This is a genomic window from Xanthomonas bonasiae, assembly GCF_017163705.1.
In the GTDB taxonomy this organism is placed as follows: domain Bacteria; phylum Pseudomonadota; class Gammaproteobacteria; order Xanthomonadales; family Xanthomonadaceae; genus Xanthomonas_A; species Xanthomonas_A bonasiae.
Genome location: NZ_JAFIWB010000014.1, coordinates 17,707 through 42,652 on the forward strand (window position 1 = coordinate 17,707; position 24,946 = coordinate 42,652).

Consider the following 24,946-nt stretch of genomic DNA (forward strand, 5'->3'; position numbering starts at 1 on the left):
CCCGGCTTCTCACTGGATCGGCTCGTCCAGCATCAGCTCGCGCACGAAGCGCACCGGCGGCGCGCCGTAGGACAGCACCTGGTCGTGGTAGGCCTTCAGGTCGAACTTGTCGCCGAGCTTGGCCTGCATCGCCTTGCGCAGGTCCAGGTGTTCCTGCACGCCGACGAAGTAGGTCGGCAGCTGCGCGGAGGTGAGCTGCGCGCGCACCCACTTGCCTTCGGCTTCGCTCTGCTGCTGGAAGGTGTCGTGCACCATCAGCCGCATGGCCTGTTCCTTGCTCCAGTTGTCCACGTGCACGCCCTGGTCGAGCAGCGCGTTGGCGAGGGTGCGCAGGTAGAACTTCAGCTGCACCAGATGGAACAGCGGATCGTTGTCCAGGTAGCCCTGCTCCTGCATCATCCGTTCGGTGTACACGGCCCAGCCCTCGGCGAAGGTGCCGGAGCGCAGCACGCCGCGCAGGGTCGAGGGGAACTTGGCCGAGTGCCAGCCTTCGACGTAATGGCCGGGCACGCCTTCGTGGATGCTCAGCAGGTGGATCATGCGGCCGTTGTATTCGCGCAGGAACGATTCGGCCTGTTGCGCGCTCCAGTCGTCGGGAATCGGCGACACCGCGTAGAAGGTCTTCAGGTTCTTGTCCAGCGGGCCGGGCGAGTCGCAGTACGCCACCGCCACGCCACGCTGGAACTCGGGCATCAGGATGATGTCCACCGGCGCGTCGGGCAGGGTCAGCAGGTTCTTGCTGCGGACGAATTCGGTGGAGGAAGCCAGCGACGCCTTGGCGTCCTCGACCACCTTGTCGCGCGCCGGGTGCTGCGCGTAGGCCAGCTCCAGCGCCGCCTCGATCGCGGCCTGCTGCTGCGCGTCGCTCGGCGCATCGGCCAGCGCCGGCGCGTTCGGGCGGTCCTTGAGCACGGTGCGGGCGATGCCGTACATCTCCTCGCGCACGCGCTTGAGCTCGGCCTCGGCGCGCTGCTTGATCTCGGCGCGCGACAGCGAGGAGTTGAGCGCGAATTTCAGCTTCTGGTCGTATTTCTCCGCGCCGATGCGGAAATCGCCCTTGGCGTTGGGCACCAGGGTCTTGTCCAGCCAGGTCTGCTGTTCGGCCACCGCTTTCTTCAGCCCGTCGATCGCCGCCTGCAGGCGCTGCGCGTCGGCATCCGGCAGTTCCTTCACGTGCGGAGCGATGAACGTATCGACGATGCTGAGGATGCCCTGGTTCTGCTTGGCCACGGTCTGCGCGTTGATCTGCGGCACCCGCGCCGGGTCCAGGTTCGCGCGCGCCTGCGCGAACAGCGCCGGGATCTTCTCCATGCGCGCGGTGGCGGACTTCAGCCGCTCCGGCAGCGGCGCGAATTCGCGCGCCATCAAGCCGTAGATCGCGCCGCCGGCCAGGCCGTTGTAGACCTGCGGATCCCAGGCCCAGCTCTGCGACACTTCGCTGCTCCAGATGTCCGACTGCAACTGGTTGCGCAGGATCGCCGCATCCACCTGGTTCTCGCGCGAGAGCTTGGTCACCTGCAGCTTGTCCAGGTCCGCCAGCAGCTGCTTGCTCGCCTCCAGGCTCTTCTGCCGGCCGGCGGCGCTGAGATCGTCCAGCTCGCTGTCGTAGCGGTGATCGCCGGTCTGGGTGGCGCCGACCGGGGACAGCTGCATCCAGGTGTCCACGGCACGCTTGGACAGCGCGGCGAAGGCGGCGTCGGCGGCCGGGTCGGCCGCATCGGCGGCCGCGCCGGGCGTGGCGGCGGACGCCGCGGTCGGCGCGTCGGCGGGTTTCTGGCAGCCGGCGAGGGCGGCGAGCAGGGCGGCAGCGAGCAGGTGCTTGCGCATCGGGTTTCCTGTGGTGGGTCGATTCCCAAGCATAGGCGGCCGCGGCGGCGCGCGCACCTGTCGTGGACTATTCTGGCGCCTCTTCTTGGACGGGAGCGCAGGGATGAACTACACGGGCAGTTGCCATTGCGGCCGCATCGCATTCGAACTGGAAACGGAGGCGCCGATCGCCGAGGTCTACGACTGCAACTGCTCCATGTGCCGCCGCCGCGGCGGGCTGCTGTGGTTCGGCGCGCGCGCGGCGCTGTCGCTGCGCAGCGCGCCGCAGGCCTTGGGCACGTATCGGTTCCATCGCCAGCACATCGACCATCACCATTGCCCGGACTGCGGCATCGCCCCGTTCAGCGAAGGCACCCATCCCAAGACCGGCGAGGCGACGGTGGCGGTCAACGTGCGCTGCCTGCCCGAGCTGGACCTGCGCGCGTTGCAGGTGCACGCGGTGGACGGAGCGAGCCTGTGACGGCGCGCTCGCGGTACTGGTGGCTACCTACCATGGTGTGGGAGCGAGTTCAGTCGCGACGGGCTGCACCGGGAAGGCCTGTCGCGACGGATGGCCCGAGTCCACCCGGAGTCGCTCCCGCAAGAAGCACCATCCGCATCGTCTGTGCGCCCTTGGTGCTGATGCTGGCGCTCGCCGCCTGCTCCAAGCACAGCGCGGAAAGCGCGGCCGAGGCGCCCGCTGCCGGGCCGGCCGCGGCACCGACCGCGGACGGACGCGCGGCGATGCTGGCCTACGAGCACGAGGTGAACGTGCAACTGCCGGCGGCGCAGATCGAGGCGCGGCTCAAGCAGGCCCAGGACAGCTGCCTGAGCGGGCGCTTCGGCGCCTGCAACGTACTGTCGATGCAGCAGCGCGGCGGCGAGTCTCCGCAGGCCACGCTGAGCGTGCGCATCGTGCCGGCAGGGGTGGAATCGCTGATCGCGCAGGCCGGCAACGGTGGCGAGATCGGCAGCCGCAGCACCCATGCCGAGGACCTGGCGCAGGCGGTGCAGGACAACGCCGCGTTGCAGCAGCGCCTGCAGGCCGAGCAGCGCCGCCTGCAGGAATTCCAGCAGCGCCGCGACCTCAGCGTCGCCGACATGATCAGCCTGTCGGCGAAATTGGCCGAACTCGATACGCAATTGCTGGCCGCCAGCCAGGAGGCGGCGCAGCAGCGCCGGCGTATCGAGACGCAGCGGTTGACCCTGCAGTTCGCTGCGCTCGACGGCGAACGCAGCCGCAGCGAGATCGGCGAAGCCTTCGCCGACACGGGCGCGATCTTCGCCTCCGCCACCGCCTGGGCGATCCGTACGATCGCGGCGCTGACCCCGTTCGTGCTGCTCGGGGTGGTGCTGTGGTGGCTGGTCGCCTGGCTGCGTCGGCGACGCAGGCGCGCTTAGAAAGCTGGCGCTCGCCAGGTGCAACTTGTGTAGGAGCGGCTTCAGCCGCGACGGGCTTTACCGGTAAAGCCCGTCGCGGCTGAAGCCGCTCCTACAGTGCTTCGTCAGTCGAGGAGAGAGAAGGCGCTAGCCTTCGTCCTGCTCGAACTCCACGATCACTTCCAGGTCGAAAGCCAGCGCCTCCACCGCTTCGCGCACCTTCTGCGCGGTGGCGAGGTTGCCGGCCTCGATCTCGACCTCGTGGGTGCCTGGACCCTGGTCGTCGGGCAGTCCGGCCGAGCTGGAATCGTCGTCGTCCATATGGCTCATCAGATCGTCGATTTCCTCGACGTGCTCGATGCCTTCCAGGCTGCCGAGCAGGTTGATGATGGCGCGGGCGTCGTCTTCGCTGCCGGTGATGCGGATACGGAGCAGGGGCATGCGTGTTCCTCTGGGTAGGGGAAGGCAAGGCTAGGCAGGCGCCGGCTAAGACGAAGTGATGACGGCTCAGCGCGGTTGCGACGCGGCGCTGCCGAGCGCGGCCTGGTCCACCGTGGTCTCGTCGAACACCGGCGCCAGCAGCGCCTCGGCCGCGGCGCGCAGCATCGCCGGGGCGATGTAGTGGCGATGGCCGCGCGCGATCAAGGCCATGTACAGGCGGCCGAACCAGTTGCGGCAGGCCACGCGCGTGTCCAGGCTCAGTTCCACGCTGCCGTCCTCGGCGACGTCCACGCCCACGCAGCTGCGGAACACCAGGTGCCGGTCGTCGGCGCCGAGCAGCACCTGCGCGCGCCGGTCGTGCGCGGCGTGCGCCTGGCCCAGCACCGGGAAGCGGCCGGCGAACAGGCGTTCGCGCTGCGGCGACAGCAGCGAGGACACCGGGCACCCGAGCGGCGAGGTGCGCAGCCGCAGCGGCGCGACCAGCGCATTGCGGATCCGCATCAGCCAGGTCACGCCGAGCGGCCGACGCTGCATGAAGCCTTCCAGCAGCGCCACCATCAGCGCGTGCGCACCGCGCTGGCGCAACTGATGCGGCTGCAGGCGCAGGCGCACGCTGTCCTGGTGGTCGTGCGCCTGCAGCTCGTCCCACAGCAGCGAGCCGGGCACCGGCTGCGGCAGCGAGCGCACGGCCGCCAGGCGCGGCGCCAGCGCGACGAAGCCGGGCGGATGCCGCCACCTGCCCAGCGCCTGGCGCAGGCGCCCGCTGCGCGCGCGCAGGTCCGCGCACCAGGCCAGGCGCCGGCTGCCGGGCGAAGCGGACAGCGACAGGCGCACGGTCGGCACCTGCACCGCCTGCGCCTGCGGCGACGCCAGCAGTGCGCACACCGCCTCCGGCAGCAATTCGGTCAGCGTGGCGATGTCGGCGGTGCCGGCCATGACCCGTTCGCGCACCTGTGGGCTCAGATCGCCGCCGGCCTCGTCGCTGTGGCAGGACAGCGCGAAGAACGCCGGATGCGCCGCGTTCGCGCGCAGCGGCGCGAACTGGTGCCAGGTGCCGCCGCCGAAGCGCACGGTGAACAGGCAGTCGGCCGGCAGGTCGACGTGGCGCAACGCGGCCAGGAAATGCTGCGGGTCCTGTTCGAGCTGCGCCATCGATGCGGTGCAGAAGCGCAACTGCGCGCCGCCGCTGCCGGTGATCGCGGTGAACATGCGGTGCCCGGCGTGGCGATGGAAGGGATGCCCGTTGGCGCCGACCGCGAAGGAGAACAGCGCGGTCGATTCGCCATTGGCGAAATCGGTGTCGGCCAGCCGTGCCGACGGTTCGTCCAGCGCATCGTGGAAGCTCGGGTGCGCGCGCTGGCGCACGCAGGCCTGGGCGATCAACGGATCGCCGGCGCCGGCGCCGAGCTGCGCGATCAGGGTCACTTCCACCGGCAGCCCGCCGCTGTACGAGGCCAGGCGCACGGAGGGAAAACCTGCCTGGGCGGCAGCGGTTTCGCGGAGCGGGGCGGTGGACATCGGCGGGTTCCTTTTGGCCGGGGCGGGACGGATCAGGCGTTCTTCTTCGCCAGCTTGCGCGCTTCGCGCTTGAGCGGGCCGGCGCTGGGGCAGACCTCGAAGGCGAAGCCGCTGAGCGTATTGACCAGGTTGTCGGGGGTCAGCCGGTACACCACGAACTGGCCGCGGCGCTCGCTCGACACCAGCCCGGCCGCTTCCAGCACCGACAGATGCCGCGAGATCGCCGGCGCGCTCATCGCGAAACGCTGCCCGATCTGCCCGGCAGTGAGTTCCTGCGCCGACAGGTAGGCCAGGATCTCGCGGCGCGGGCGGGAGGCGAGGGCTTCGAAGACACGGTCGATGGACATCAGGGATTAGATAATTAACGAATTAGCTAATTAATGACGCATCGATGGCCGTGTGTCAAGCGTCGTGCGGCGTATTTCTGTTTCAGGCGATCGGATCTTGTAGGAGCGGCTTCAGCCCCGACACGCGTTACCGGCAATGTCTGTCGCGGCTGAAGCCGCTCCTACAAAAGCGCGCAACCAGGCGAACGCCTAACCCGCCCTCGGCGGCAGCCCCAGCAGTTCCGCCGGCAGCGCCGGCATCGGCGTGCGTTCGTCCAGCGCCTCGCGCTTGAGCCAGTCGATGAACTGGCTGGCCGCCGGGCTGGGCAGGCGGTGGCCGGGATGCACGATGTAGTACGAATAGCGCGCCTTCAGCGCCGGGCCGGGCAGGCGCACCAGTTCGTAGCGCTGCAGGTACGGCTGGGCGATGTGCTTGCGCGCCAGCACCGCGCCGACGCCGTACACCGCCGCGCGCATCGCATCGGTGCTGTCGTTGAAGGTGTGCATCGGCGGCAGTTCCACGCCGCGCACCGCGGCGGCGCGGAACCAGTCGCGCCAGCCCTGCGGCGACATGTCGCTGAGCAGCGGCAGCTGCGCGATCTGCTCGGGATGGCGCAGCGTGGCCAGCTGCGGCAGTGCCGGCGAGGCGACCGGGAACAGTTCGTCGTCCATCAGGTGGTGCGAGGTCAGCCCCGGCCACGCGCCCTGGCCGTAGCGGATGCCCAGCTCGGGGCCGCCGTCCTCAAAGCGCGAGAACGCCGCGTCGGTCTGGATGTCCAGGCGCACGTGCGGATGCGCCTGGCAGAAGCGCGGCAGCCGCGGCAGCAGCCAGCAGTAGGACAGCGAGCGCAGCGTGGTGATGCGCAGCGGCGCGGTATCGGCCTGCGGGTGCAGGTTGCCGGCCACCGCGGCGATGTCGGCCAGCGCCGCGCTGGCCGCATCGGCCAGCTGCCGGCCCTCGGCGGTCAGCTTGACCCCGCGCGCATGGCGCTGGAACAGCGTCGCGCCGAGCAGCGCTTCCAGCTTGCGCACGTGGTGGCTGACCGCGCTGGCGGTGAGGTGCAGTTCCTCCGCGGCGTGGGCGAAATTCTGGTGGCGCGCCGCGGCGGCGAACACGCCGAGCGCGGGCAGCAGGGCAGGGCGCAGTTGCATGGCTAGACACGCGGCAGATTTGTGGCTCGCGACGATACTACGCGCTTGTGGGCGTTGCGACGGCGCGCGATCCTGGCAGCCATGCGCAAGATGCGGGGCCGGTACGGGCCGCGTTGGCGCGCGGCCCCGCTTCTGTCGCTGTTCGCGCGCTTTGCCTGGTGGCAGGTGGCAGCCGCGTCCGCGGCGACCGCACGATCGACGGCAGCGGACACAAGATGAATCCAGGAGACAACACGGTGAATGCAGCCCATCCCGCGTCCGGCGATCCAGCCGACGTCCTTCCGGCACCCGCGGTGCGCGACTGGCGCACGCCCCTGGAGCTGCTGTTCCTGGGCATCGTCTGGGGCTGCTCGTTCCTGTTCATGCGCGTGGCGGCGCCGCAGTTCGGCGCCTATGCGCTGGTGGAACTGCGCCTGGCGCTGGGGGCGACGGTGCTGCTGCCGTTCCTGTGGATGGCGCGCGCGCGCTTTCCGCTGCGGCGCTGGCCGACGCTGGCGGCGATCGGGCTGCTCAACTCCGCGTTGCCGTTCCTGCTGTTCGCCTGGGGCGCGCAGCATGCGCCGGCGGCGATCGGCGCGATCTGCAACGCGATGACCGTGCTGTTCACCGCGCTGATCGCGTTCCTGTTCTTCGGCGAGAAGATCGGCGTGCGCCGCGCGGTGGCGCTGCTGATCGGCTTCGTCGGCATTGTGGTCCTGGCCACCGGCAAGTCGGCCGGGCTGAGCGTGGGGCCGGCGGCGTTCGCCGGCGCCACCGCCTCGCTGCTGTACGGCATCGGCTACAGCCTGGTGAAGCGCTACATGAGCGACCTGCCGCCGGCGGCGTCGGCCGCCTCCACGCTGGGCTGCAGCGCAGTGCTGCTGGCGCCGCTGGCATGGACGCATTGGCCGGCCGCGCCGGTGCCGGCGGTGGCCTGGGCCTGCGCCGGCGCGCTGGGTGTGGTCTGCACCGGGCTCGCCTTCCTGATGTACTACCGGCTGATCCAGCGCATCGGCCCGGCGCGCGCGTCGACGGTGACTTACCTGGTCCCGGTGTTCGGCGCGCTGCTGTCCTGGTCGATCCTCGGCGAGCCGTTGACCTGGAGCATGCTGCTGGCCGGCGCGCTGATCCTGGGCAGCGTCGCCTTCAGCCAGCGCGCGCGTTGAGGGACCTGCCGATGACCGCTTCCCTGCTCGCATCGCAATTCGCCTACAAAGCATGGGCCAACGCCGAGTTGCTGCAGGCGCTGGCGCAGATCGACGCGGCCGCGTATCCGGCGCAACGGCAGCGCGCGATCCGGCTGTTGAACCACACCTACGTCGTGGACCTGATCTTCGCCGCGCACCTGGACGGCGGCACCCATGCGTTCACGGGCAGCAATACACCGGAGACGCCGGCGCTGGAGGCGTTGCACGCAGCCGTCGCCGAATCCGACCGATGGTATGCCGGCTACGTCGTCCAGCTCGATGCGACCGCATTGCAACAATCGCGCGCATTCCGCTTCACCGACGGCGATGCCGGTCGCATGACCCGCGAGGAAATGCTGTTCCACGTCCTCGCGCACGGCGCCTATCACCGCGGCAACATCGCCATGCTGCTCAGCGATTGCGGGGTGGAACAACCGCGCGAGCTGTACACCCGCTTCCTGCACGCACGCGAACCCGAGCGCCGCGGCGCGGCGCCTGGTTAGACGCTGGGCGCCACATCGCCAACGCTAAACCGCGCTGCAGTGCATGCGCTGAATATGAGACGCAATCATTTTTGGCTAGCTACTGGATTTGCCTAGCCAACCTGCCTCAACGATCTCGACAGCAGACAAGATTCTCTGCGCAAAAGCGCGAGCCTGCGTCACGTCGAACTCCACTGCATCTTCGTAGGGCATTGCGACGACTTTGATGAAGATGAGGCCCTCGTCCTGACGCGCCTCGCAGTCAACGGTCTCTTGGTAAGGCTGCTTGGAGAGGTCGGTCATGTTTGTTGGGGCGCCTGAGATGCAAGTGAGCGGCAACCGGAGCGCGCGTTACCCAAAGTACGCGCGCAAGCAGTGATTGCTTTGTCGACTAGCTGTTCGCAGAGTTTTCATGGCAGCTAACTACTACTACTGCGGCGGCGTACGTACCGGCAGCGGCACGTTGCACAGGTCGATGTGCCCGGCCGGGCGCTTGTAGAAATCGTCCCGGCGGTTGCGCCGCGCTTCGGCCACGTCGCGGAAGGTCTGGGTGTCGGTGCGCAGCAACTGCAGCGGCGTACGTTCGGCCTCGGGCAGGTCGCTGGCGAGCTTGATCGCGCGGATCGGGGTGCGCTGTTCGGGCTTGGCGTAGAACCCCATCGGGTCCGGTCCGCGCGGGATCACGCTGAGCAGTTCCATGCCCTTGACCACGCGCCCGACCACGGTGATGTTGCGGTCCAGCTGCCGCGGCGATTGCCCGGTGACCACGTACAGCTCGGCACCGATGCTGCTGTCCTCGTCGTTGTTGCGGCCGGCGCCGAGGGTGCCGTAGCAGTGCGCCAGCCACGCCTTGCCGTCCTTGGGGTCGCGCGCGGCCGGAAAGCCGTCGACGAAGCCCACTTGCGGCGCCCAGCCGTCGCGGTCCGGCAGCGCCTGGAACGCCAGGCCCGCGGCCGGGCGCTGGAACTCGGCAGGCAGGTGCCGCGTGGCCGACCCCAGCGACTTGGCCTTGTCCGCCTCCTCGCCGTCGGGATCGCCGAACTGCACCACGAAATTGTCCTGCGAGCGGTAGATGCTCAGGCCGTCCCAGAAGTGCTCGTGGGCCAGGGTGCGGATATTGCCGACGTGCTGCGGCGCGAACGCCGGCGCCAGCTCGATGACCACGCGGCCGGCGTCCAGGTCCAGATACAGCGTGTTGGCCGGGTCCAGCGTGCGCCAGTCGCCGGGCTTGGACGCGTCCAGGATCTGCTGCGGACTGCGGTACGGTGCGGCAGGCGCGGCGGCCAGTGCGCAGGCGGCGGACGACAGCAACGCGAGGGCGAGCAGGGTGGGACGCAAGGGCATGGCGGCAGCCTGGAGGACGGTAGCCGATTCTTACCCAGCCACCGTCGCTGCGCCAATGCCGCCGTTGCGTTGCCGGCCGCTGTGCTCAGCGCGCCGGTGCGCGTTGCGGGGCGTCCTGCGTCTCCTGCGGGGCGGCCACCGCGGGCTGCGCAGTCGCATTCAATGCATCGAGCTGGCGCAGGCTGTCCTGCAGCGGCGTGGCCGCGGCGACCTGCGCGTCCACGTAGGCGGTGCGCTTGTCGCCCCCCATCGGGTCGCCCTGCACGGCGAACACGCGGCCGGCGTCGTTGCGCAGCACATGGTCGACCTGAGTCAGGCCTTCGCGCTTGGCCGCCAGCAGCAGGTGCGTGGCCAGTTGCGGATCGGCCGGCGTCAACCGGGCGTCGATCATGCGCTGCATCGCGTGGTCCGGATGCGCCGGATCGCGGGGATCGGCCGGCGTGCTCGCGGGTGTCGCCCGCGCTGTGGCCGCGACCTTCGGATCGACATTGTCGACGCCGGCGTCGATGCGGGTCAGCGCGCCGCTCAGCGCGCCGTCGGCATCGGCGGCGACGCGGAACAGGCGTTCGCTCAGGCCGTACGGGGAATTGCCGAGATTGCGCGCCAGCCCGATCGCGAATTCCTCGTTGCTCATGCGGGCGTAGGCGCCGGCCTGCTCGCGATCGAACGGACGCGCCTGCGCGGCCTGCGCGTACTGCTGGCGCAGCGCGCCCATCTGCGCCTCCGAGAAATTCAGGGTCACGTCCTGGCCGGCGGCGATGGCGTCGGCCGCGGTGTCCTTCCTGGCCAGCGCGGCATTGAGCAGCTGCGCCTGGTTGCCGTCGACCTTGCCGAAGCCGAGCTGGTAGCGGCGCGCCTCGGCGTGTTCGCTGCCGGCGGCATCGAACTGGCGGGTCACGGTGAGCGGCACGTTGTCGGCGTACTGCAGCTTGCTGGTGACGGTGCTGCTGCCGTCGGCATGGGTGGCGCGTACGTTCTCGCCGCTGTTGCGCTGCCCGGCCAGGTCCAGGCTCAGCGACCCCACCCCGAGTTTGGCGCGGGTCTGCGAGCTCGCGCTCAGGGTGTCGATCCGCTGCACGTCGCTGACCCCGGGTGCCGCCTGCGCCGGCAACTGGCCGCTGCCGAGGAAATCGCGATAGGCGGCCTGCGCCTGCGGGTCGCGCAGGTCGAAGGTTGCGGTGTGCATGCTGGCCTGGCCCAGCGCGTCCTGGCGGCCCAGCATGGCCTGCGCGACGGGCGTCTTCAGCCCGATCATGTCCAGGCGTTCGATCGCCGCGGTCGGTCCTGTCGCCACGCGCACGTGGTCCGGATCCAGGCGTTGCGCGGTGTAGCTCACGCCTGCCGCGTCGGTGTGTTCGCTGCTGCTGGCGAAACTGCGGAACGAGGCTTCCAGCGAGGTGCGAACGAAGGCCTGGCCGTCGAGCCTGACACTGCCGCCGACCGGGATGCTCAGTGGATCGAATGGATTGACGCTGCGCGCGGCCTCGGCGGTGGCGTCGCCGGGCAGGGTGACGTTGTAGCGCGCGCGCTCGCCGAGCTGGGTCGTGCTGCTGAGGCTCGCGGCGTTGCGGCCGGTGATGGCGGCGTCGAGCTGGTGGCCCTGGCGGAATTCCATCTCCAGGCCGAACTCGGTCTTGCCGTCGGCGGTGCGCCGGCTGGCGCCCACGCTCTGGGTGGAGACGAACTGGTGCGCGAGCGGCCCGCTGCGTCCCAGCGTATGGGACTGCGTGTGCTCCACGCTGGCGCTGCCGTCGGCCGGATTCCATTTCAATGGACCGGCGCTGCGGCTGCTGCCAGCGCTGGCGAAGGTGGGATCGTTGGCCTGGGCGTCGTCGGCGGGCGTCGTCGAACTCATGCATTCCTCCTGGATGGCGCCTGCCGGCGCGAGCGGCGCGCAGGATAGCCAGGCCGATGTTGCCGGTGCGTCAGGCGTTCGTTATGCCTGCTATGACTACCGGCACATTCGCTATACCAAACTCAACACTAGTATGCATTCCAACCTAGTGGGGGCGGTCATGGTCGAACCGGATGCACAGCTGAAGAAGTTCCAGAAGGAGCTGAGTGCGGGCACCGTGTCGCTCGCGCTGCTGGCGGTGCTGGCCGAGGCCCAGGAACCCCTGTACGGCTACCTGATCGCCAAGCGCCTGGAAAAAGTGGGCGAGGGCGTGCTCAGCGGCAAGCAGAGCGCGCTGTATCCGGTGCTGCGCAACCTGGAAGCGGCCGGGCTGCTGTCCAGCCATGTCGAGCCGTCGGTGGCCGGGCCGCCGCGGCGCTACTACCGCATCACCGACCCCGGCCACGCCACCTTGCAGCAGTGGGCCGCAGCGTGGCGCGCCACCCGCGATTCCGTCGATTCCGTCCTGAAGGGGATTTCAGAATGAGCAGCGAACAACTCCAGGCGCGGCCGTTGCCGGCCACCATTCCCGACTATCTGGCGCAATTGCGCGTGGCGCTGGCCGGCGCCGATCCGGCGCTGGTCCAGGACGCCCTGTACGACGCGGAGGAATACCTGCGTGCCGAGCTGGCCGAGCAGGCCGGCAAGAGCGAGGCCGAGGTCATCGCCGAGGTCGCCGGCAGCTACGGCGCGCCGGAAGAGGTGGCCGCGATCTACCGCGACACCGAGGTCACGGTGAACCGCGCGCTGAAGCCGCCGGCACCGCCCAGGCGCAAGTCGCTGCTCGGCCGCTTCTTCGGCGTGGCCGCCGATCCGCGCGCCTATGGCGCGTTCTTCTACATGCTGCTGTCGCTGGTCACCGGCATCTTCTACTTCACCTGGGTGGTCACCGGGGCCAGCGTCTCGCTGGGCATGCTGGTGCTGATCATCGGCGTGCCGTTGCTGGTGCTGTTCTTCGGTTCGGTGCGGCTGCTGTCGCTGGTGGAAGGGCGCATCGTCGAGGTGCTGCTCGGCGAGCGCATGCCGCGGCGCCCGCTGTACAGCGCGCGCGAACAGCCATGGCTGCGGCGCATCGGGCAGATGTTCACCGACGCGCGGACCTGGACCACGATGCTGTACTTCGTGCTGATGCTGCCGCTGGGGATCTTCTATTTCAGCGTGTTCGTTACTCTGCTGAGTACGGGATTGGCGCTCGCGGCGGCACCGCTGGGATTTTTCTTCCCGCAGCAGTTCAACGTCATGTTCGTCGACTGGAACGTCACCGAAAGCGCGCCGTGGCTGCTGCCGCTGTGGAGTGCGCTGGGCATCGTGCTGCTGTTCGCCATGCTGCACCTGGCGCGTGGCATCGGCAAGCTGCACGGCATGCTGGCCAAGCACCTGTTGGTGCACAGCTCGGCGCAATGACATTGACGCGGCGGCCGGCAGGCGCCGGCCGCGCGCGGTACGCCGCTCAGCCGGCCTTGCGGCTGCCGCGGCGCTTGAGCGGGGTGACGTTGCCGCTCGGCGCCTGCGCCGTGGCCGACGCATTGGCGGCGATGAACGCACGCACCTGCGGATAGACGATGTCGCGCCAGCGGCGGCCGCTGAAGATGCCGTAGTGGCCGGCGCCTTCCACTTCCAGATGCTGGCGGCGGTGCGCGGCGATGCCGGTGCACAGGTCCTGCGCGGCGGCGGTCTGGCCCAGGCCGGAGATGTCGTCCAGTTCGCCTTCGATGCTGAGCAGCGCGGTGTCGCGGATCGCGGAGGGATCCACGCGCTCGCCGCCGATCACCCATTCGCCGCGCGGCAGCAGGAATTCCTGGAACACCACCCGGATCGTGTCCAGGTAGTAGGTCGCCGGCATGTCCAGCACCGCGTTGTACTCGTCGTAGAAGCGGCGGTGCGCCTCGGCGTCCTGCAGGTCGCCCTTGACCAGGTTGGCGTAGAAATCCCAGTGCGACATGAAGTGCCGGCTGGGGTTCATCGCCAGGAATCCGGTGTGCTGCAGGAAGCCCGGATACACCGCGCGGCCATGTCCCGGATACGTCTGCGGCACGGTGTGGATGACGTTGTGCTCGAACCACGACAGCGGATTGCGCGTGGCCAGGTTGTTGACCTGGGTTGGGCTGCGGCGCGCGTCGATCGGCCCGCCCATCATCACCAGCGAGCGCGGCGTGGCTTCGCCGCGTCCGGCCATCAGCGACACCGCGGCCAGCACCGGCACCGTCGGCTGGCACACGCTGATCACGTGCAGCTTGTCGGCGCCGATGTGGCGGATGAAGTCCTGCACGTAGTTGACGTAGTCGTCCAGGCCGAAGTCGCCGTCGCTCTGCGGCACCATGCGCGCGTCGATCCAGTCGGTGACGTAGACCTTGTGGTCGCGCAGCAGGGTGCGCACGGTGTCGCGCAGCAGTGTGGCGTGGTGCCCGGACAGCGGCGCCACCACCAGCACCGCCGGCTGCTGCTTGAGCCCGGCCACGACCTTGGCGTCGTCGCTGAAACGCTTGAAGCGCAACAGGCGGCAGAACGGCTTGCGCAGCACTTCCTGCTCGACGATCGGCAGCGGGTGGCCGTCGACCTCGACGTGGTCCAGCGCCCAGGCCGGCTTCTCGTAGTCCTTGCCGAGCCGGTGCAGCAGTTCGTTGGTGGCGGCCAGACGCTCGGCGCCCGGGAGCGTGGCCCACAGGCTATTGGCGTCGGAGAAGATCTTGGCGTTGGCCGCTGCCTGGTGGACCCAGGGGGCGAGCAGGTTGCGGGTCAGTTCGTGCCACTGGTAGAGCATGCCGGTGTTTCCATCCTGAGCGTATGCTGCCGTGCAGCATATCCTATCCGGGGTGGTTGCACCTTAATGGGGCACCAGACCAATCGTTTCCAGTGCCGCCGCATCCCCCGCCAGCGCTGGCGATAGCCAGCAATGACTGCCGACCGGGCGCAGTCCGAGTGCACCAAACTGGCGCCGGTACCAGCGCGCCGGACGTGGCTGGAAGCCGGCATGGTCGCCGTCGAAGGCGTCCTCCACGGCGAAGGTCTCCAGGAACGCGACCCCGCCGCACAGGTCGGCCAGGCCCGGCAGGCCCTGGCGCAATTCGCGGTTGGGCACGTAGTGCAGCACGTCCGAACACACCAGCAGGTCCACCGGCGCGCACGGCCGCAGCCAGGCGAAATCGCCGAACCGCGCCGGGCGCAGATTGCGGTGGCGGCCGTAGCGCGCCACCGCGTACTCGCTGCTGTCGAAGCCCAGGTAACTCAGTTTCGGCCGCAGCTTCAGCAGCGGCGCGCGCCAGGCGCCTTCGCCGCAGCCGATGTCGAGCACGCTGCGGATCGGCCGTTCCAGGTAGTACTCGGCCTGGGCGACGGCGAGCGCGACCTTGCGCGCCAGGCGCGCGTTGCCGCCGATATCGTCGCGGCGATACCAGCGCTGGAAGTAGTCGGCGTCGTACTGTTTGTCCATGCGGGGTCGTGGTCCGTGCGGGCGCGATGCGAATCGGCGAAAATGGCGTGACATCCTACGCCAGCGACCCGGAGCCAGCGCATGCAACTCTATCTGTGGATCAAGTCCCTGCACCTGCTGTTCGTGGTCGCATGGATGGCGGCGGTGTTCTACCTGCCGCGGATCCTGGTCAACATCGCCGAGAGCGCGGGGCAGCCGGACGTGCAGGCGCGGCTGGTGCTGATGGGGCGGCGCCTGTACCGCTTCGGCCACATGATGTTCGGCCTGGCCTTGCTGCTGGGGCTGACCCTGTGGCTGGGCTACAAGGTGTTGCCCGACTTCCCGACCATGGTCGCGCCCGGCCACAGCGGCTGGCTGCACGCCAAGCTGGGCCTGGTGGCGCTGATGCTCGGCTACTACATCTTCAGCGGGCGCTGGCTCAAGGGCGTGGGCCAGGCGCGCGCGCTGCCGTCCTCGCGCGCGCTGCGGCTGTTCAACGAACTGCCGGTGCTGGCGCTGCTGGTGGTGATCTGGTTGGTGTTGGCGAAGCCGTTTTGAGCCGGGATTGGGGATTTGGGATTGGGGATTCGAACGTCCCCGTTTCCGACCCTTTCCGGGTTTGCGTCAGCAGCTAAGTGCTGCCGTTGTCGAGTTGCTTCAGTTCACTGCGGGCCAGGTCGATCCACTGGCGTTGGTCGCGCTGATAGTAGCGCGGGGCCAGGCTGGAGCGCTTCAGCACTTCGTTGAACACTTCGCGCGCGCGCTGCGGCTGGCCCGCGCGTTGCAGCAGTTGCGCGTAGCGCACGCGCGCTTCTTCGCCGGGGTAGCCGTCGGCGAGCGCGGCGTATTCTTCCAGCGCCGCGTCGGTCTGGCCCAGCGCCTCGGTGGCGCGCGCGTAGAGCAGGTGGCCGTCGTGCGAGCGGAACTGCGGGTTGGCGGCGATCAGCCGGTCCAGCGTGGCTTTCACCGCGGCCGGCTGGTCCAGGCCGAACTGCGCCTTGGCCAGTCCCAGCAGCAGCCCGGGGTCGTCGCGGTGGATGCCGCGCAAGCCGCTCTCGAACACCTCGGCCGCCTGCGTGTATTCGCCGTTGTCCAGGTGCACCTCGGCCAGTTGCCGGCGGTTGTCCACGGTGTCGGCCAGTTCCAGGCGATTGCCGGCGGTGCGCTTGTCGCGGTTCGGATCGAGCGTGGCGCCGACCTTGCGCAGGTGGCGGCGCGCGCGCGGATCGTTGCGCCATTCCGGCAGCAGTTCGGCGATCACGTAGATCAGGATCCCCAGATACGAAAAGATCAGCAGGATGAAGATCCAGTACAGCGGGCGGCCGCTGCGCACCACGTGCACGCAGCAGGCCAGCTGCAAGGCCAGCGACAGCAGGACGATGGGATTCATGGACAACGCTTCCTTGTGTCGCGATCAGGCCGCTTCGTACGCCCCGTAGCCGCGCAGGCGCTCGTAGCGCTTCTGCAGCAACTGCTCGACCGGCAGCTTTTCCAGCGCGTCCAGTTCGTTGAGCAGCACCGCCTTCAGGCGCTTGGCCATCTGCGTGGGGTTGCGGTGCGCGCCGCCGATCGGCTCGCGCACGACCTTGTCGACCAGGCCCAGCGCGGACAGGCGCTTGGCGGTCAGGCCCAGTTGCTCGGCGGCGTCCTTGGCCTTGCCGGCGTCCTTCCACAGAATCGAGGCGCAGCCTTCCGGCGAGATCACCGAATAGGTGCCGTACTCCAGCATCAGCGTGCGGTCGCCGACGCCGATCGCCAGCGCGCCGCCGGAGCCGCCTTCGCCGATCACGGTGCAGATCACCGGCACTTTCAGTTCGGCCATCTCCAGCAGATTGCGCGCGATCGCCTCGCTCTGCCCGCGTTCTTCCGCGCCGATGCCCGGATAGGCGCCGGGGGTGTCGATGAAGGTCAGCAGCGGCAGCTTGAAGCGCTCGGCCAGCTTCATCAGCCGCAGCGCCTTGCGGTAGCCCTCCGGACGCGGCATGCCGAAGTTGCGCGCGACCTTGGTCTTGGTGTCGCGGCCCTTCTGGTGGCCGATGATGACCACCGGGCGCCCGTCGATGCGGCCCAGGCCGCCGACGATCGCCTTGTCGTCGGCGAACGCGCGGTCGCCGGCCAGTTCCTGGAATTCGTCGCAGAACACGTTGATGTAGTCCAGCGTGTACGGACGCTGCGGATGCCGCGCCAGCTGCGAGATCTGCCACGACGACAGGTCGCGGAAGATCTGCGCGGTGCGCACCCGCAGCTTGTCCTGCAGCGCGCGCACCTCGGTCTCGACGTTGACCGCCGGGCCGGTGCTGGCGTTGCGCAGTTCCTGGATCTTGGCTTCCAGATCGGCGATGGGTTGCTCGAAGTCGAGGTAGTTCGGATTCATTGGAGGCCGTCGTGAACGTAAGGGATGCAGTTTAGCCGAACCGATGTCGGTCACCCGTACGGGGCCGTGCGGTTTGGGGGCCGGGATTCGGGATTGGGGATTCGGGATTCGAAAAAGCCGGCGCTCCTGCCGCTGCGGACAGCGCGGATCCCGCTCCTACGAATCCCCAATCCCCAATCCCGAATCCCGGCTTCTCACGCCCACGGCGGGCTGTACTTCACCTTCACCGCGCGCACGCCCGGATCGGCGCGCAGGGTGTCCAGCAGTTGCGGATCCACGCGCACCGCGTGGCTGCCGTTGAGGTCGAGCATGCCGGCCACCGCGCCCTGTTCGGACTGCAGCAGCAGGTCCAGGCGCAGCGGCGTCTTGCCGGGGCGGTGGCGCGCCAGCAAGGCGTCGATGCGCGGCCAGGTGCTGCGCTGGCGCAGGTCCAGGCGCAGCGACAGGCGCTGCGCGTGGTGGGTGCAGATCTGTTCGTAGTCCCAGCACTGGCGGATGCGCATCGCATAGCCGCCGTTGAATTCGTCCTCGCGCACGCCGCCCTTGACGATCAGGATGCGGTCGCGGGTGAGCAGGTGGCCGAACTCGGCGATGGCGTCGGTGAACGCGCTGCATTCGACCCGGCCGCGGCCGTCCTCGAGTTGCACGAACACCTGGCTGTCGCCCTTGCGCCGCACGCCGACCACCTGGCCGGCGAGGATCGCGCTGGTTTCCGGGCGCCAGGCGCGTTTCTCGCCGTCGCCGCCGCCGCCGCGTCCGCCGCCGGATTGCGCGCAGATCTTTTCCAGCGCGCTCAGGTCGCAACCGACCAGCTCGCGCACTTCCTCGCGGTAGGGATCGAACGGGTGGCCGCTGAGGTAGAAGCCCAGCGTCTCGCGCTCGCCGGTCAGCAGCTGGCCCAGCGGCCATTCCTTGCTTTCCGGCAGGTCCAGGCGCAGCGCCGGGGCGCTGGTGTCGGCGCCGCCGAACAGCGAGTTCTGCCCGGAGGCGCGCTCGCGCGCCATCTGCTCGGTGGCCTTCATCACCTCCGGCAGCTGCAGCATCAGGGTGGCGCGGTTGCTGCCCAGCCCGTCCATCGCGCCGGCGTTGATCAGCGCTTCCAGGGTGCGCTTGTTGAGCTTGGCCGATTCCACGCGGGTGCAGAAATCCAGCAGCGAGGCGTATTCGCCGCCGCGCTCGCGCTCGGCCACGATCGCCTCGCAGGCGCCGCGGCCCACGCCCTTGATCGCGCCCAGGCCGTACTGGATGGTGTCCGGGGTGGCCGCTTCGAACATGTAGGCCGAGGCGTTGAGCCGCGGCGGCAGCACGGTCAGGCCGAGGTTGCGCACCTCGTCGAGGAAGCCGACCACCTTGTCGGTGTTGTCCATGTCCGAGGACAGCGTCGCGGCCATGAACTCGGCCGGGTAGTGCCGTTTCAGCCATGCGGTCTGGTAGCTGACCAGCGCGTAGGCGGCGGCGTGCGACTTGTTGAAGCCGTAGCCGGCGAACTTCTCCATCAGGTCGAAGATTTCGTCGGCCTTGGCCTCGCCGACGCCGCCCTTGGCCGCGCCCTCGCGGAAGATCTCGCGGTGCTTGGCCATCTCGGCCGGCACCTTCTTGCCCATCGCGCGGCGCAACAGGTCGGCGCCGCCCAGCGAGTAGGCGCCGACGATCTGCGCCATCTGCATCACCTGCTCCTGGTACACCATGATGCCGTAGGTGTCCTTCAGGATCGCTTCGGTGCGCGGATCGGGGTAGATGATCTCCTGCTGGCCGTGCTTGCGCGCGTTGAAGTCCGGGATCAGGTCCATCGGGCCGGGGCGGTACAGCGACACCAGCGCGATCAGGTCTTCGAAGCGGTCGGGCTTGGCGTCCTTCAGCAGCCGGCGCATGCCCGAGGATTCGAACTGGAACACCGCGCCGGTGTTGCCCGAGGCGAAGATGCCCTTGTAGGTGGGCGCGTCGTCGAGCGGGATCGCGGTGATGTCCACCGGCGGGATGCCGGCGCGCGCGTGGCGCACGTTGATCGCCTTCACCGCCCAGTCGATGATGGTCAGCGTGCGCAGGCCGAGGAAGTCGAACTTGACCAGGCCGACCTGCTCGACGTCGTCCTTGTCGAACTGGGTGACCGGGTTCTTGCCCAGGTTGTCGACGTCGTGTTCGGCGAACAGCGGGCAGAAGTCGGACAGCGGCGTCGGCGCGATGACCACGCCGCCGGCGTGCTTGCCGGCGTTGCGGGTCAGGTCCTCCAGCTGCCGCGCCAGGTCCATCAGGTCGCGGACGTCGTCCTCGCTCTGGTAGCGCTGGATCAGCTCCGGCGAGGCCATCTCGCTGTCCTTGCCTTCGCCCATCGCGTCCTTCAGCGTGATGCCGAGGATGTTGGGGATCAGCTTGGCCACGCCGTCGACCAGGCCGTACGGGAAGCCGAGCACGCGGCCGCAGTCGCGCACCACCGCCTTGGCCGCCATGGTGCCGTAGGTGATGATCTGGCTGACCCGGTCGCGCCCGTACTTGCGCGCGACGTAGTCGATGACCTCGTCGCGGCGGTCCATGCAGAAGTCGATGTCGAAGTCGGGCATCGACACGCGTTCGGGATTGAGGAAGCGCTCGAACAGCAGGTTGTAGGGCAGCGGATCCAGGTCGGTGATCTGCAGCGCCCACGCCACCAGCGAGCCGGCGCCGGAGCCGCGGCCCGGGCCGATCGGGATGCCCTGGTTCTTGCCCCACTGGATGAAGTCGGCCACGATCAGGAAGTAGCCGGGGAAGCCCATCTTGATGATCGTGTCCAGCTCGAACTCGAGCCGGTCGACGTAGTCCTGGCGAGTCTTGCCCGGCGCCAGCGGATTCTTCTCCAGGCGCGCGGCCAGGCCGTCGCGCGACTGGCTGCGGATCCAGCTGTCCAGCGTCTCGTTGTCGGGCACCGGATACGCGGGCAGGAAGTAGGTGCCCAACTGCATCTCGATGTTGCAGCGCTGCGCCAGCGCCAGCGTGTTGTCCAGCGCGTCGGGAATGTCGGCGAACAGCGCGGCCATCTCCTCCGACGATTTCAGGTATTGCTGGTCGCTGTAGTCGCGCGGGCGCTTGGGGTCGTCGAGCACGCGGCCGGAGGAAATGCACACGCGCGCCTCGTGCGCGGCGAAATCGCTGGCGTACAGGAAGCGCACGTCGTTGCTGGCCACTACCGGCAAGCCGCGGGTGCCGGCGGCATGCAGCGCGAACTGGTTGAACGCTTCCTCGCCGTCGCGGCCGGTACGGGTCAGTTCCAGGTGCAGGCCGTCGCCGAAGATGCGTTGCCAGTCGGCCAGTTGCTGCTCGGCCAGATCGTGGCGGCCTTCGCTGGCCAGGCGTCCGGCCAGGCTGTCGCGCCCGGCCAGCGCGAACAGATTGTCGCTGCCGGTCTGCAGCCACTCCGGGCGGATCGCCACGCCGCCTTCGTTGCGGTGGCCTTCCAGCCAGGCCCGGGTCAGCAGGCGCGACAGGCTCAGGTAGCCGTCGCGGTTGCGGCACAGCACGGTGAGCCGCCACGGCGTCTCGCCGGCGCTGTCGGCGATCAGCAGGTCGGCACCGGCGATCGGCTTGATGCCCACGCCTTCGGCCGCCTTGTAGAACTTGACCAGCGCGAACAGGTTGTTGAGGTCGGTGACCGCGAGCGCGGGCAACTCCAGTTCGACCGCACGGCTGAGCAGGTTGGCCTGCTTGGCTTTCTTCGGGTCGGCCTGATCCGGTTTCTCGGGCACACGGATGGTCGAATCCGCCAGCGAGAACTCGGTGTGGACGTGCAGATGAGCGAAGCGGGAAGTGGACATGCGGAACCAGAACGATGCCCGGGCAGGTTAGCGGCGGGGGCGGGGACGGGCAAGGCTTGACAGGGCCGTTGCCGGGTCCGGAGTCCGATGCGACGGGCCTGGCGAGGCGATTGGGCGGGGCGCCCGTTCAGCTGCGGGCGCAGGCCGCGGCTGAACGGCGTGGGTCTGCGCGGGCGAAGAGGCAGGGGTGGCCGATGTGCCGTCCTCCGCCAGCGGTCGATTACCGGAGCGCGCGGCCGCCGCGTGCCTCGCCACCGGTCGATGCGCCAAAGCTGCGCAAAACCGGAGCGCGGGCCGTTAGGGCGGGTTGAATTTCTGAACGCAAGTTGACTGCGCCTGCCTAAACAGTACATGTCGGTACAGTTATCAGTACCGCTGCGTAGGGTGCGCGGATGCGTTCTGCTTTCAATGCGTTACGTGGGTCGGGGGCGAAATGGGGCCGCGCTGCGGAAATGAATCCATTCTGAAAAATTATTATCTTCGGCGGTCAACGCGCTCGACCTGGCCACGCATTCGAATATCAGGTGATAGCGTCTCGCTCGCCGTGAACCCCCACGGCGTGATCAGGAGAAACTCCATGAAGAAGTTGATTCCGGTGATGGGTGCGCTGATGCTGTTCGGCGCCGTGTCCAGCGCATCCGCGCAGAGCCTGAGCGACGTGAGCGACCGCTTCGCGCCGTGCCAGCAGCTGAGCGGCGGCGATTCCGTGCAGTGCTACCTGGACACCTGGTCCGACGTCATCTCCGACTACTTCAACTGAGCGAGCCGCGGCGACCCGTTTCGGGTCGCCGCTTTGCCCGCGCGACCGGAATGCGCGGCCGCGGCTGAAATATGTTCGATTCTGTATTTTTATATTATCCCGGAAAGTTCCGGGTCGCATTGCGCGATATTCATTCGATTATCTTCGGGAGTGCCGGCGGCGCGGCTGCCCTGTGCGAGGCCGGCTCCTGCGCGTTCGTTTCCGGCCATGGATCCTGCGCCGGCAGCGGGCCGCACCTGGCGATGGGGGGCGGCGCGCGGCGCGGCCATGGCCGCGGCGGCGCTCAGGCCGGCTGCGGATCCGCCGCCAGCCGGTCCGCGTCCGCGGTACAGGGCACGTCCCAGGCGCTCGGGGCCTCGGCCAGGCCCAGCGCGCGCCGTACCGGCGCGAAGCTGCGCCGGTGCTGCGGGCACGGGCCATGCGCGGCCAGCGCGGCCAGGTGCGCCGGGGTGGCGTAGCCCTTGTGCAGGTCGAAGCCGTAGTGCGGATGGTGTTCGTGCAGGCGCTGCATGAAGCGGTCGCGGGTGACCTTGGCCACGATCGAGGCGGCCATGATCGCGCGGTCCAGGCCGTCGCCGCCGACCAGCGCCTCGGCGGCGCAGGGCAGGCCCTTGGGCACGCGGTTGCCGTCGATGCGCGCGAAACCGGCCACGTGCGCCACGCCCTCGACCGCGCGGCGCATGCCCAGCATGGTGGCCTGGTAGATGTTCAGCCGGTCGATCTCCTCGGCCTCGATCAGCACCACCTGCCAGGCCAGCGCGCGCTCGACGATGCGCGCGTACAGCGTCTCGCGGCGCGCGGCGGTCAGCTGCTTGGAGTCGTCCAGGCCGTTGATGCGGGGGCGCGCCGGATCGAACACCACCGCGGCCACCGCGACCGGCCCGGCCAGCGGCCCGCGCCCGGCTTCGTCGACGCCGGCGTAAAGCCGCCGGGATTCGGCATTCGGGATTGGGGATTCGCAGAGCAGTTCCCGCTGCGGCGCTGTGGGATCGGAGCGCTTCATGCCGTTGCTTTTCCCGAATCCCGAATCCCCACTCCCGAATCCCGGCCTTCCAGCAATTCGAGCACCGCATCGGCCGCACGCGCGGAGGCGTCCTGGCGCAGCAACTGGTGCAGGCGCGCGTACTCGGGCTGCAGCGCGGCCACCGCCTGCGGGTCGCGCAGCCAGTGCAGCAGCGCGGCGGCGAGCGCGTCCGGGGTGCAGGCGTCCTGCATCAGTTCCGGCGCCAGGTCGCGCCCGGCAAGGATGTTGGGCAGTGCGTAACGGTCGACCTTCAGCAGGCCCAGCGCCTTGACGATGCGGTAGGTCAGCGGCGCGACCTTGTAGCCGACCACCATCGGCCGCTTCACCAGCATCGCCTCCAGCGTCGCCGTCCCGGACGCAAGCAGCACCACGTCGGCGGCGAGCAGGGCGGTGCGAGCCTGGCCGTCGAGCAGGTGCGAATACACCACCGGCAACGCCGAGCGCGACAGTTGCTCGGCCAGCAAGGCCCTGCACGCGGGATTGGCGGCCGGCACCACCACGTGCGCGCCGGGCGTCTGCTGCAGCACCTGCCAGGCGGCGGCGAAGAAGGTATCGCCGAGCCGGCCGATCTCGCCCAGGCGGCTGCCCGGCAGCACCGCCAGCACGGTCGCGCCGGTCGGCAGGCCGAGTTCGGCGCGCGCCGCATCGCGGTCTTCGTGCAGTGCGATCGCGTCGGCCATCGGGTGGCCGACGAAGCGCGCATCCACGCCGTGCCTGGCGTAGATCGGCGGTTCCATCGGGAACAGGCACAGCACCCGGTCGGCGCTGGCGCCGATCTTGGCCGCGCGCCGCTCGCGCCAGGCCCATACCGACGGGCTCACGTAATGCACGGTGCGGATGCCGCGCTGCTTGAGCCAGCGCTCCACGCCGAGGTTGAAGTCGGGCGCATCGATGCCGACGAACACATCCGGGCGCCAGTCCAGCAGGCGCTGGCGCAGCTCGCGGCGCAGTTTCAGCAGCCGCGGCAGGTGCCGCAGCACCTCCATCAGGCCCATCACCGCCAGTTCGCTGGCATCGAACCAGGTCTGGCAACCGGCGTTGCGCATCGCATCGCCGCCGATGCCGGCGAATTCGGCATCCGGATGGCGCGCGCGCAGCGCCTCGATCAACCCGGCGCCAAGCTGGTCGCCGGAGGCTTCGCCGGCGACGAGGGCGATGCGCAGCGTTGCTGCGCCGGGATTGGGGATTGGGGATTGGGGATTCGTCGAGGCAGGAGCGAGGTCGCCGGCGGCCGTGGTGCCGCCGTTGCCAATCCCCAATCCCGATTCCCGACTCCCGGCTTTCATCGCAACAACGGCCGCTCGCTGGCTTCGATGAATTCCAGCATCGCGCGCACGTCCTCGCTGCTTTCGGCCAGCACCGCCAGCTGCTGCTTGGCCTCGGCCAGCGGCAGGCCGGCCACGTACAGCGCACGGTAGGCGCGCTTGATCGCGGCCAGGCGCTCGGTATCGAAACCGCGGCGCTTGAGGCCTTCGCTGTTGATGCCGCGCGGGCGTCCCAGCGAATTGCCGCCGACCATGGTGAACGGCGGCACGTCGCCATTGATCAGCGCGCCCATGCCGAGGAAGGCGTGATCGCCGATGCGGCAGAACTGGTGCGCGCCGGCGAAGCCGCTGATGATCACGTGGTCGCCGACTTCGACATGCCCGGCCAGGGTGGTGTTGTTGGAAAACACGCAATGGTCGCCGACCACGCAGTCGTGGGCGACGTGGGTGTAGGCCAGGAACCAGTTGTCGCTGCCGACCCGGGTGATGCCGCCGCCGTTGCCGGTGCCGCGGCTGACGGTCACGAACTCGCGGATCACGTTGCGGTCGCCGACCACCAGTTCGGTGCGTTCGCCGGCGAACTTCTTGTCCTGCGGATCGCCGCCGAGCGCGACGTGGCCGACCAGGTGGTTGCCGCGGCCGATGCGGGTCGGGCCGACGATGCTGCAATGCGGGCCGATCACGCTGCCTTCGCCGATCTCGACTTCGGCGCCGATCAGGGTGAAGGCGCCGACGCGCACGTCCGCCGCCAGCGTCGCCGACGGATCGATCACCGCGGTGGGATGGATGAGAGGGGCGTTGTCGCTCATTGCAGGTCTCC

At 69.2% G+C, this 24,946-nt stretch carries 24 protein-coding genes; 8 read left to right on the forward strand and 16 right to left on the reverse strand.

Annotation, left to right across the window (positions count from 1 at the left end):
- Window positions 1-9: 9 nt before the first annotated feature.
- On the reverse strand, window positions 10-1,827 hold the full coding sequence (locus JR064_RS13090; RefSeq protein ID WP_206229996.1) for a DUF885 domain-containing protein: 1,818 nt from the start codon (window positions 1,825-1,827) through the stop codon (window positions 10-12).
- Between the two features lie 103 nt (window positions 1,828-1,930).
- On the opposite strand from JR064_RS13090, the gene JR064_RS13095 reads away from it, so the two are divergent.
- A complete protein-coding gene (locus JR064_RS13095; protein WP_179565925.1) occupies window positions 1,931-2,287 on the forward strand; it encodes a GFA family protein in 357 nt (118 codons plus the stop codon).
- A 161-nt stretch (window positions 2,288-2,448) separates the two neighbouring features.
- Window positions 2,449-3,207 carry a DUF4349 domain-containing protein gene (locus JR064_RS13100; RefSeq protein ID WP_206229997.1) on the forward strand — a complete coding sequence of 253 codons (759 nt, stop codon included), beginning with the start codon at window positions 2,449-2,451 and terminating at the stop codon, window positions 3,205-3,207.
- A 126-nt stretch (window positions 3,208-3,333) separates the two neighbouring features.
- On the opposite strand, the gene JR064_RS13105 is transcribed toward JR064_RS13100, so the two are convergent.
- The 4 genes from JR064_RS13105 to JR064_RS13120 form a co-directional block, all read right to left on the reverse strand.
- Window positions 3,334-3,627 (reverse strand): hypothetical protein, encoded by a 294-nt coding sequence (locus JR064_RS13105; protein WP_179565921.1) that lies wholly within the window; start codon window positions 3,625-3,627, stop codon window positions 3,334-3,336.
- Between the two features lie 66 nt (window positions 3,628-3,693).
- The gene (locus JR064_RS13110) at window positions 3,694-5,145 is read right to left on the reverse strand and encodes a DUF2867 domain-containing protein (protein ID WP_206229998.1); all 1,452 of its coding nucleotides are present in this window, start codon (window positions 5,143-5,145) and stop codon (window positions 3,694-3,696) included.
- A gap of 32 nt (window positions 5,146-5,177) precedes the next feature.
- The gene (locus tag JR064_RS13115) at window positions 5,178-5,492 is read right to left on the reverse strand and encodes a metalloregulator ArsR/SmtB family transcription factor (protein ID WP_179565917.1); all 315 of its coding nucleotides are present in this window, start codon (window positions 5,490-5,492) and stop codon (window positions 5,178-5,180) included.
- 189 nt (window positions 5,493-5,681) lie between these two features.
- A complete protein-coding gene (locus JR064_RS13120; RefSeq protein ID WP_179565916.1) occupies window positions 5,682-6,623 on the reverse strand; it encodes a LysR substrate-binding domain-containing protein in 942 nt (313 codons plus the stop codon).
- Window positions 6,624-6,859: 236 nt separating this feature from the next.
- Between JR064_RS13120 and JR064_RS13125 the strand changes: the two genes are divergently transcribed.
- Together JR064_RS13125 and JR064_RS13130 are read left to right on the forward strand one after the other, a co-directional pair.
- A complete protein-coding gene (locus JR064_RS13125) occupies window positions 6,860-7,768 on the forward strand; it encodes a DMT family transporter (RefSeq protein WP_179565914.1) in 909 nt (302 codons plus the stop codon).
- 11 nt (window positions 7,769-7,779) lie between these two features.
- Complete coding sequence (locus tag JR064_RS13130) at window positions 7,780-8,292, forward strand: DinB family protein (RefSeq protein WP_206229999.1); 513 nt, start codon at window positions 7,780-7,782, stop codon at window positions 8,290-8,292.
- A gap of 75 nt (window positions 8,293-8,367) precedes the next feature.
- On the opposite strand, the gene JR064_RS13135 is transcribed toward JR064_RS13130, so the two are convergent.
- From JR064_RS13135 to JR064_RS13145, 3 genes are all read right to left on the reverse strand, one after another.
- Window positions 8,368-8,574 (reverse strand): hypothetical protein, encoded by a 207-nt coding sequence (locus JR064_RS13135; RefSeq protein ID WP_206230000.1) that lies wholly within the window; start codon window positions 8,572-8,574, stop codon window positions 8,368-8,370.
- A gap of 126 nt (window positions 8,575-8,700) precedes the next feature.
- Window positions 8,701-9,615 (reverse strand): peptidylprolyl isomerase, encoded by a 915-nt coding sequence (locus tag JR064_RS13140; RefSeq protein WP_206230001.1) that lies wholly within the window; start codon window positions 9,613-9,615, stop codon window positions 8,701-8,703.
- Between the two features lie 85 nt (window positions 9,616-9,700).
- The gene (locus tag JR064_RS13145) at window positions 9,701-11,470 is read right to left on the reverse strand and encodes an XVIPCD domain-containing protein (protein ID WP_206230002.1); all 1,770 of its coding nucleotides are present in this window, start codon (window positions 11,468-11,470) and stop codon (window positions 9,701-9,703) included.
- 160 nt (window positions 11,471-11,630) lie between these two features.
- Between JR064_RS13145 and JR064_RS13150 the strand changes: the two genes are divergently transcribed.
- Together JR064_RS13150 and JR064_RS13155 are read left to right on the forward strand one after the other, a co-directional pair.
- Window positions 11,631-11,996: a PadR family transcriptional regulator gene (locus JR064_RS13150; RefSeq protein ID WP_191825621.1), complete on the forward strand. Its 366-nt coding sequence runs from the start codon at window positions 11,631-11,633 to the stop codon at window positions 11,994-11,996.
- Window positions 11,993-12,913: a sensor domain-containing protein gene (locus JR064_RS13155; RefSeq protein WP_206230003.1), complete on the forward strand. Its 921-nt coding sequence runs from the start codon at window positions 11,993-11,995 to the stop codon at window positions 12,911-12,913. The genes JR064_RS13150 and JR064_RS13155 overlap by 4 nt, the downstream gene beginning before the upstream one ends.
- A gap of 46 nt (window positions 12,914-12,959) precedes the next feature.
- On the opposite strand, the gene JR064_RS13160 is transcribed toward JR064_RS13155, so the two are convergent.
- Together JR064_RS13160 and JR064_RS13165 are read right to left on the reverse strand one after the other, a co-directional pair.
- A complete protein-coding gene (locus JR064_RS13160) occupies window positions 12,960-14,270 on the reverse strand; it encodes a polyhydroxyalkanoate depolymerase (protein ID WP_191825619.1) in 1,311 nt (436 codons plus the stop codon).
- Between the two features lie 63 nt (window positions 14,271-14,333).
- Window positions 14,334-14,939 carry a class I SAM-dependent DNA methyltransferase gene (locus tag JR064_RS13165; protein ID WP_206230004.1) on the reverse strand — a complete coding sequence of 202 codons (606 nt, stop codon included), beginning with the start codon at window positions 14,937-14,939 and terminating at the stop codon, window positions 14,334-14,336.
- Window positions 14,940-15,020: 81 nt separating this feature from the next.
- Between JR064_RS13165 and JR064_RS13170 the strand changes: the two genes are divergently transcribed.
- On the forward strand, window positions 15,021-15,476 hold the full coding sequence (locus JR064_RS13170; RefSeq protein ID WP_179565900.1) for a CopD family protein: 456 nt from the start codon (window positions 15,021-15,023) through the stop codon (window positions 15,474-15,476).
- A 73-nt stretch (window positions 15,477-15,549) separates the two neighbouring features.
- On the opposite strand, the gene JR064_RS13175 is transcribed toward JR064_RS13170, so the two are convergent.
- The 3 genes from JR064_RS13175 to dnaE all read right to left on the reverse strand — a co-directional run bounded on the left by JR064_RS13175 (window position 15,550) and on the right by dnaE (window position 21,077).
- Entirely contained in the window at window positions 15,550-16,308 is a 759-nt protein-coding gene (locus JR064_RS13175; protein ID WP_206230005.1) for a tetratricopeptide repeat protein, read from the reverse strand.
- Between the two features lie 24 nt (window positions 16,309-16,332).
- Window positions 16,333-17,292 carry an acetyl-CoA carboxylase carboxyltransferase subunit alpha gene (locus JR064_RS13180; protein WP_185815907.1) on the reverse strand — a complete coding sequence of 320 codons (960 nt, stop codon included), beginning with the start codon at window positions 17,290-17,292 and terminating at the stop codon, window positions 16,333-16,335.
- 194 nt (window positions 17,293-17,486) lie between these two features.
- Window positions 17,487-21,077 (reverse strand): DNA polymerase III subunit alpha, encoded by a 3,591-nt coding sequence (gene dnaE, locus JR064_RS13185; protein WP_179565894.1) that lies wholly within the window; start codon window positions 21,075-21,077, stop codon window positions 17,487-17,489.
- Window positions 21,078-21,654: 577 nt separating this feature from the next.
- Here dnaE and JR064_RS13190 point away from each other — a divergent pair.
- Complete coding sequence (locus tag JR064_RS13190) at window positions 21,655-21,837, forward strand: hypothetical protein (RefSeq protein WP_191825615.1); 183 nt, start codon at window positions 21,655-21,657, stop codon at window positions 21,835-21,837.
- A 283-nt stretch (window positions 21,838-22,120) separates the two neighbouring features.
- Here the strand turns inward: JR064_RS13190 and JR064_RS13195 are convergent, their stop codons facing one another.
- Genes JR064_RS13195 through lpxA form a run of 3 tightly spaced genes read right to left on the reverse strand, consistent with a single transcriptional unit; the run spans window position 22,121 to window position 24,935 of the window.
- Complete coding sequence (locus JR064_RS13195; RefSeq protein WP_206230006.1) at window positions 22,121-22,840, reverse strand: ribonuclease HII; 720 nt, start codon at window positions 22,838-22,840, stop codon at window positions 22,121-22,123.
- The gene (gene lpxB / locus JR064_RS13200; RefSeq protein WP_241093042.1) at window positions 22,837-24,147 is read right to left on the reverse strand and encodes a lipid-A-disaccharide synthase; all 1,311 of its coding nucleotides are present in this window, start codon (window positions 24,145-24,147) and stop codon (window positions 22,837-22,839) included. The genes JR064_RS13195 and lpxB overlap by 4 nt, the downstream gene beginning before the upstream one ends.
- The gene (gene lpxA / locus JR064_RS13205) at window positions 24,144-24,935 is read right to left on the reverse strand and encodes an acyl-ACP--UDP-N-acetylglucosamine O-acyltransferase (protein WP_179565888.1); all 792 of its coding nucleotides are present in this window, start codon (window positions 24,933-24,935) and stop codon (window positions 24,144-24,146) included. The genes lpxB and lpxA overlap by 4 nt, the downstream gene beginning before the upstream one ends.
- Between the last annotated feature and the right edge of the window lie 11 nt (window positions 24,936-24,946).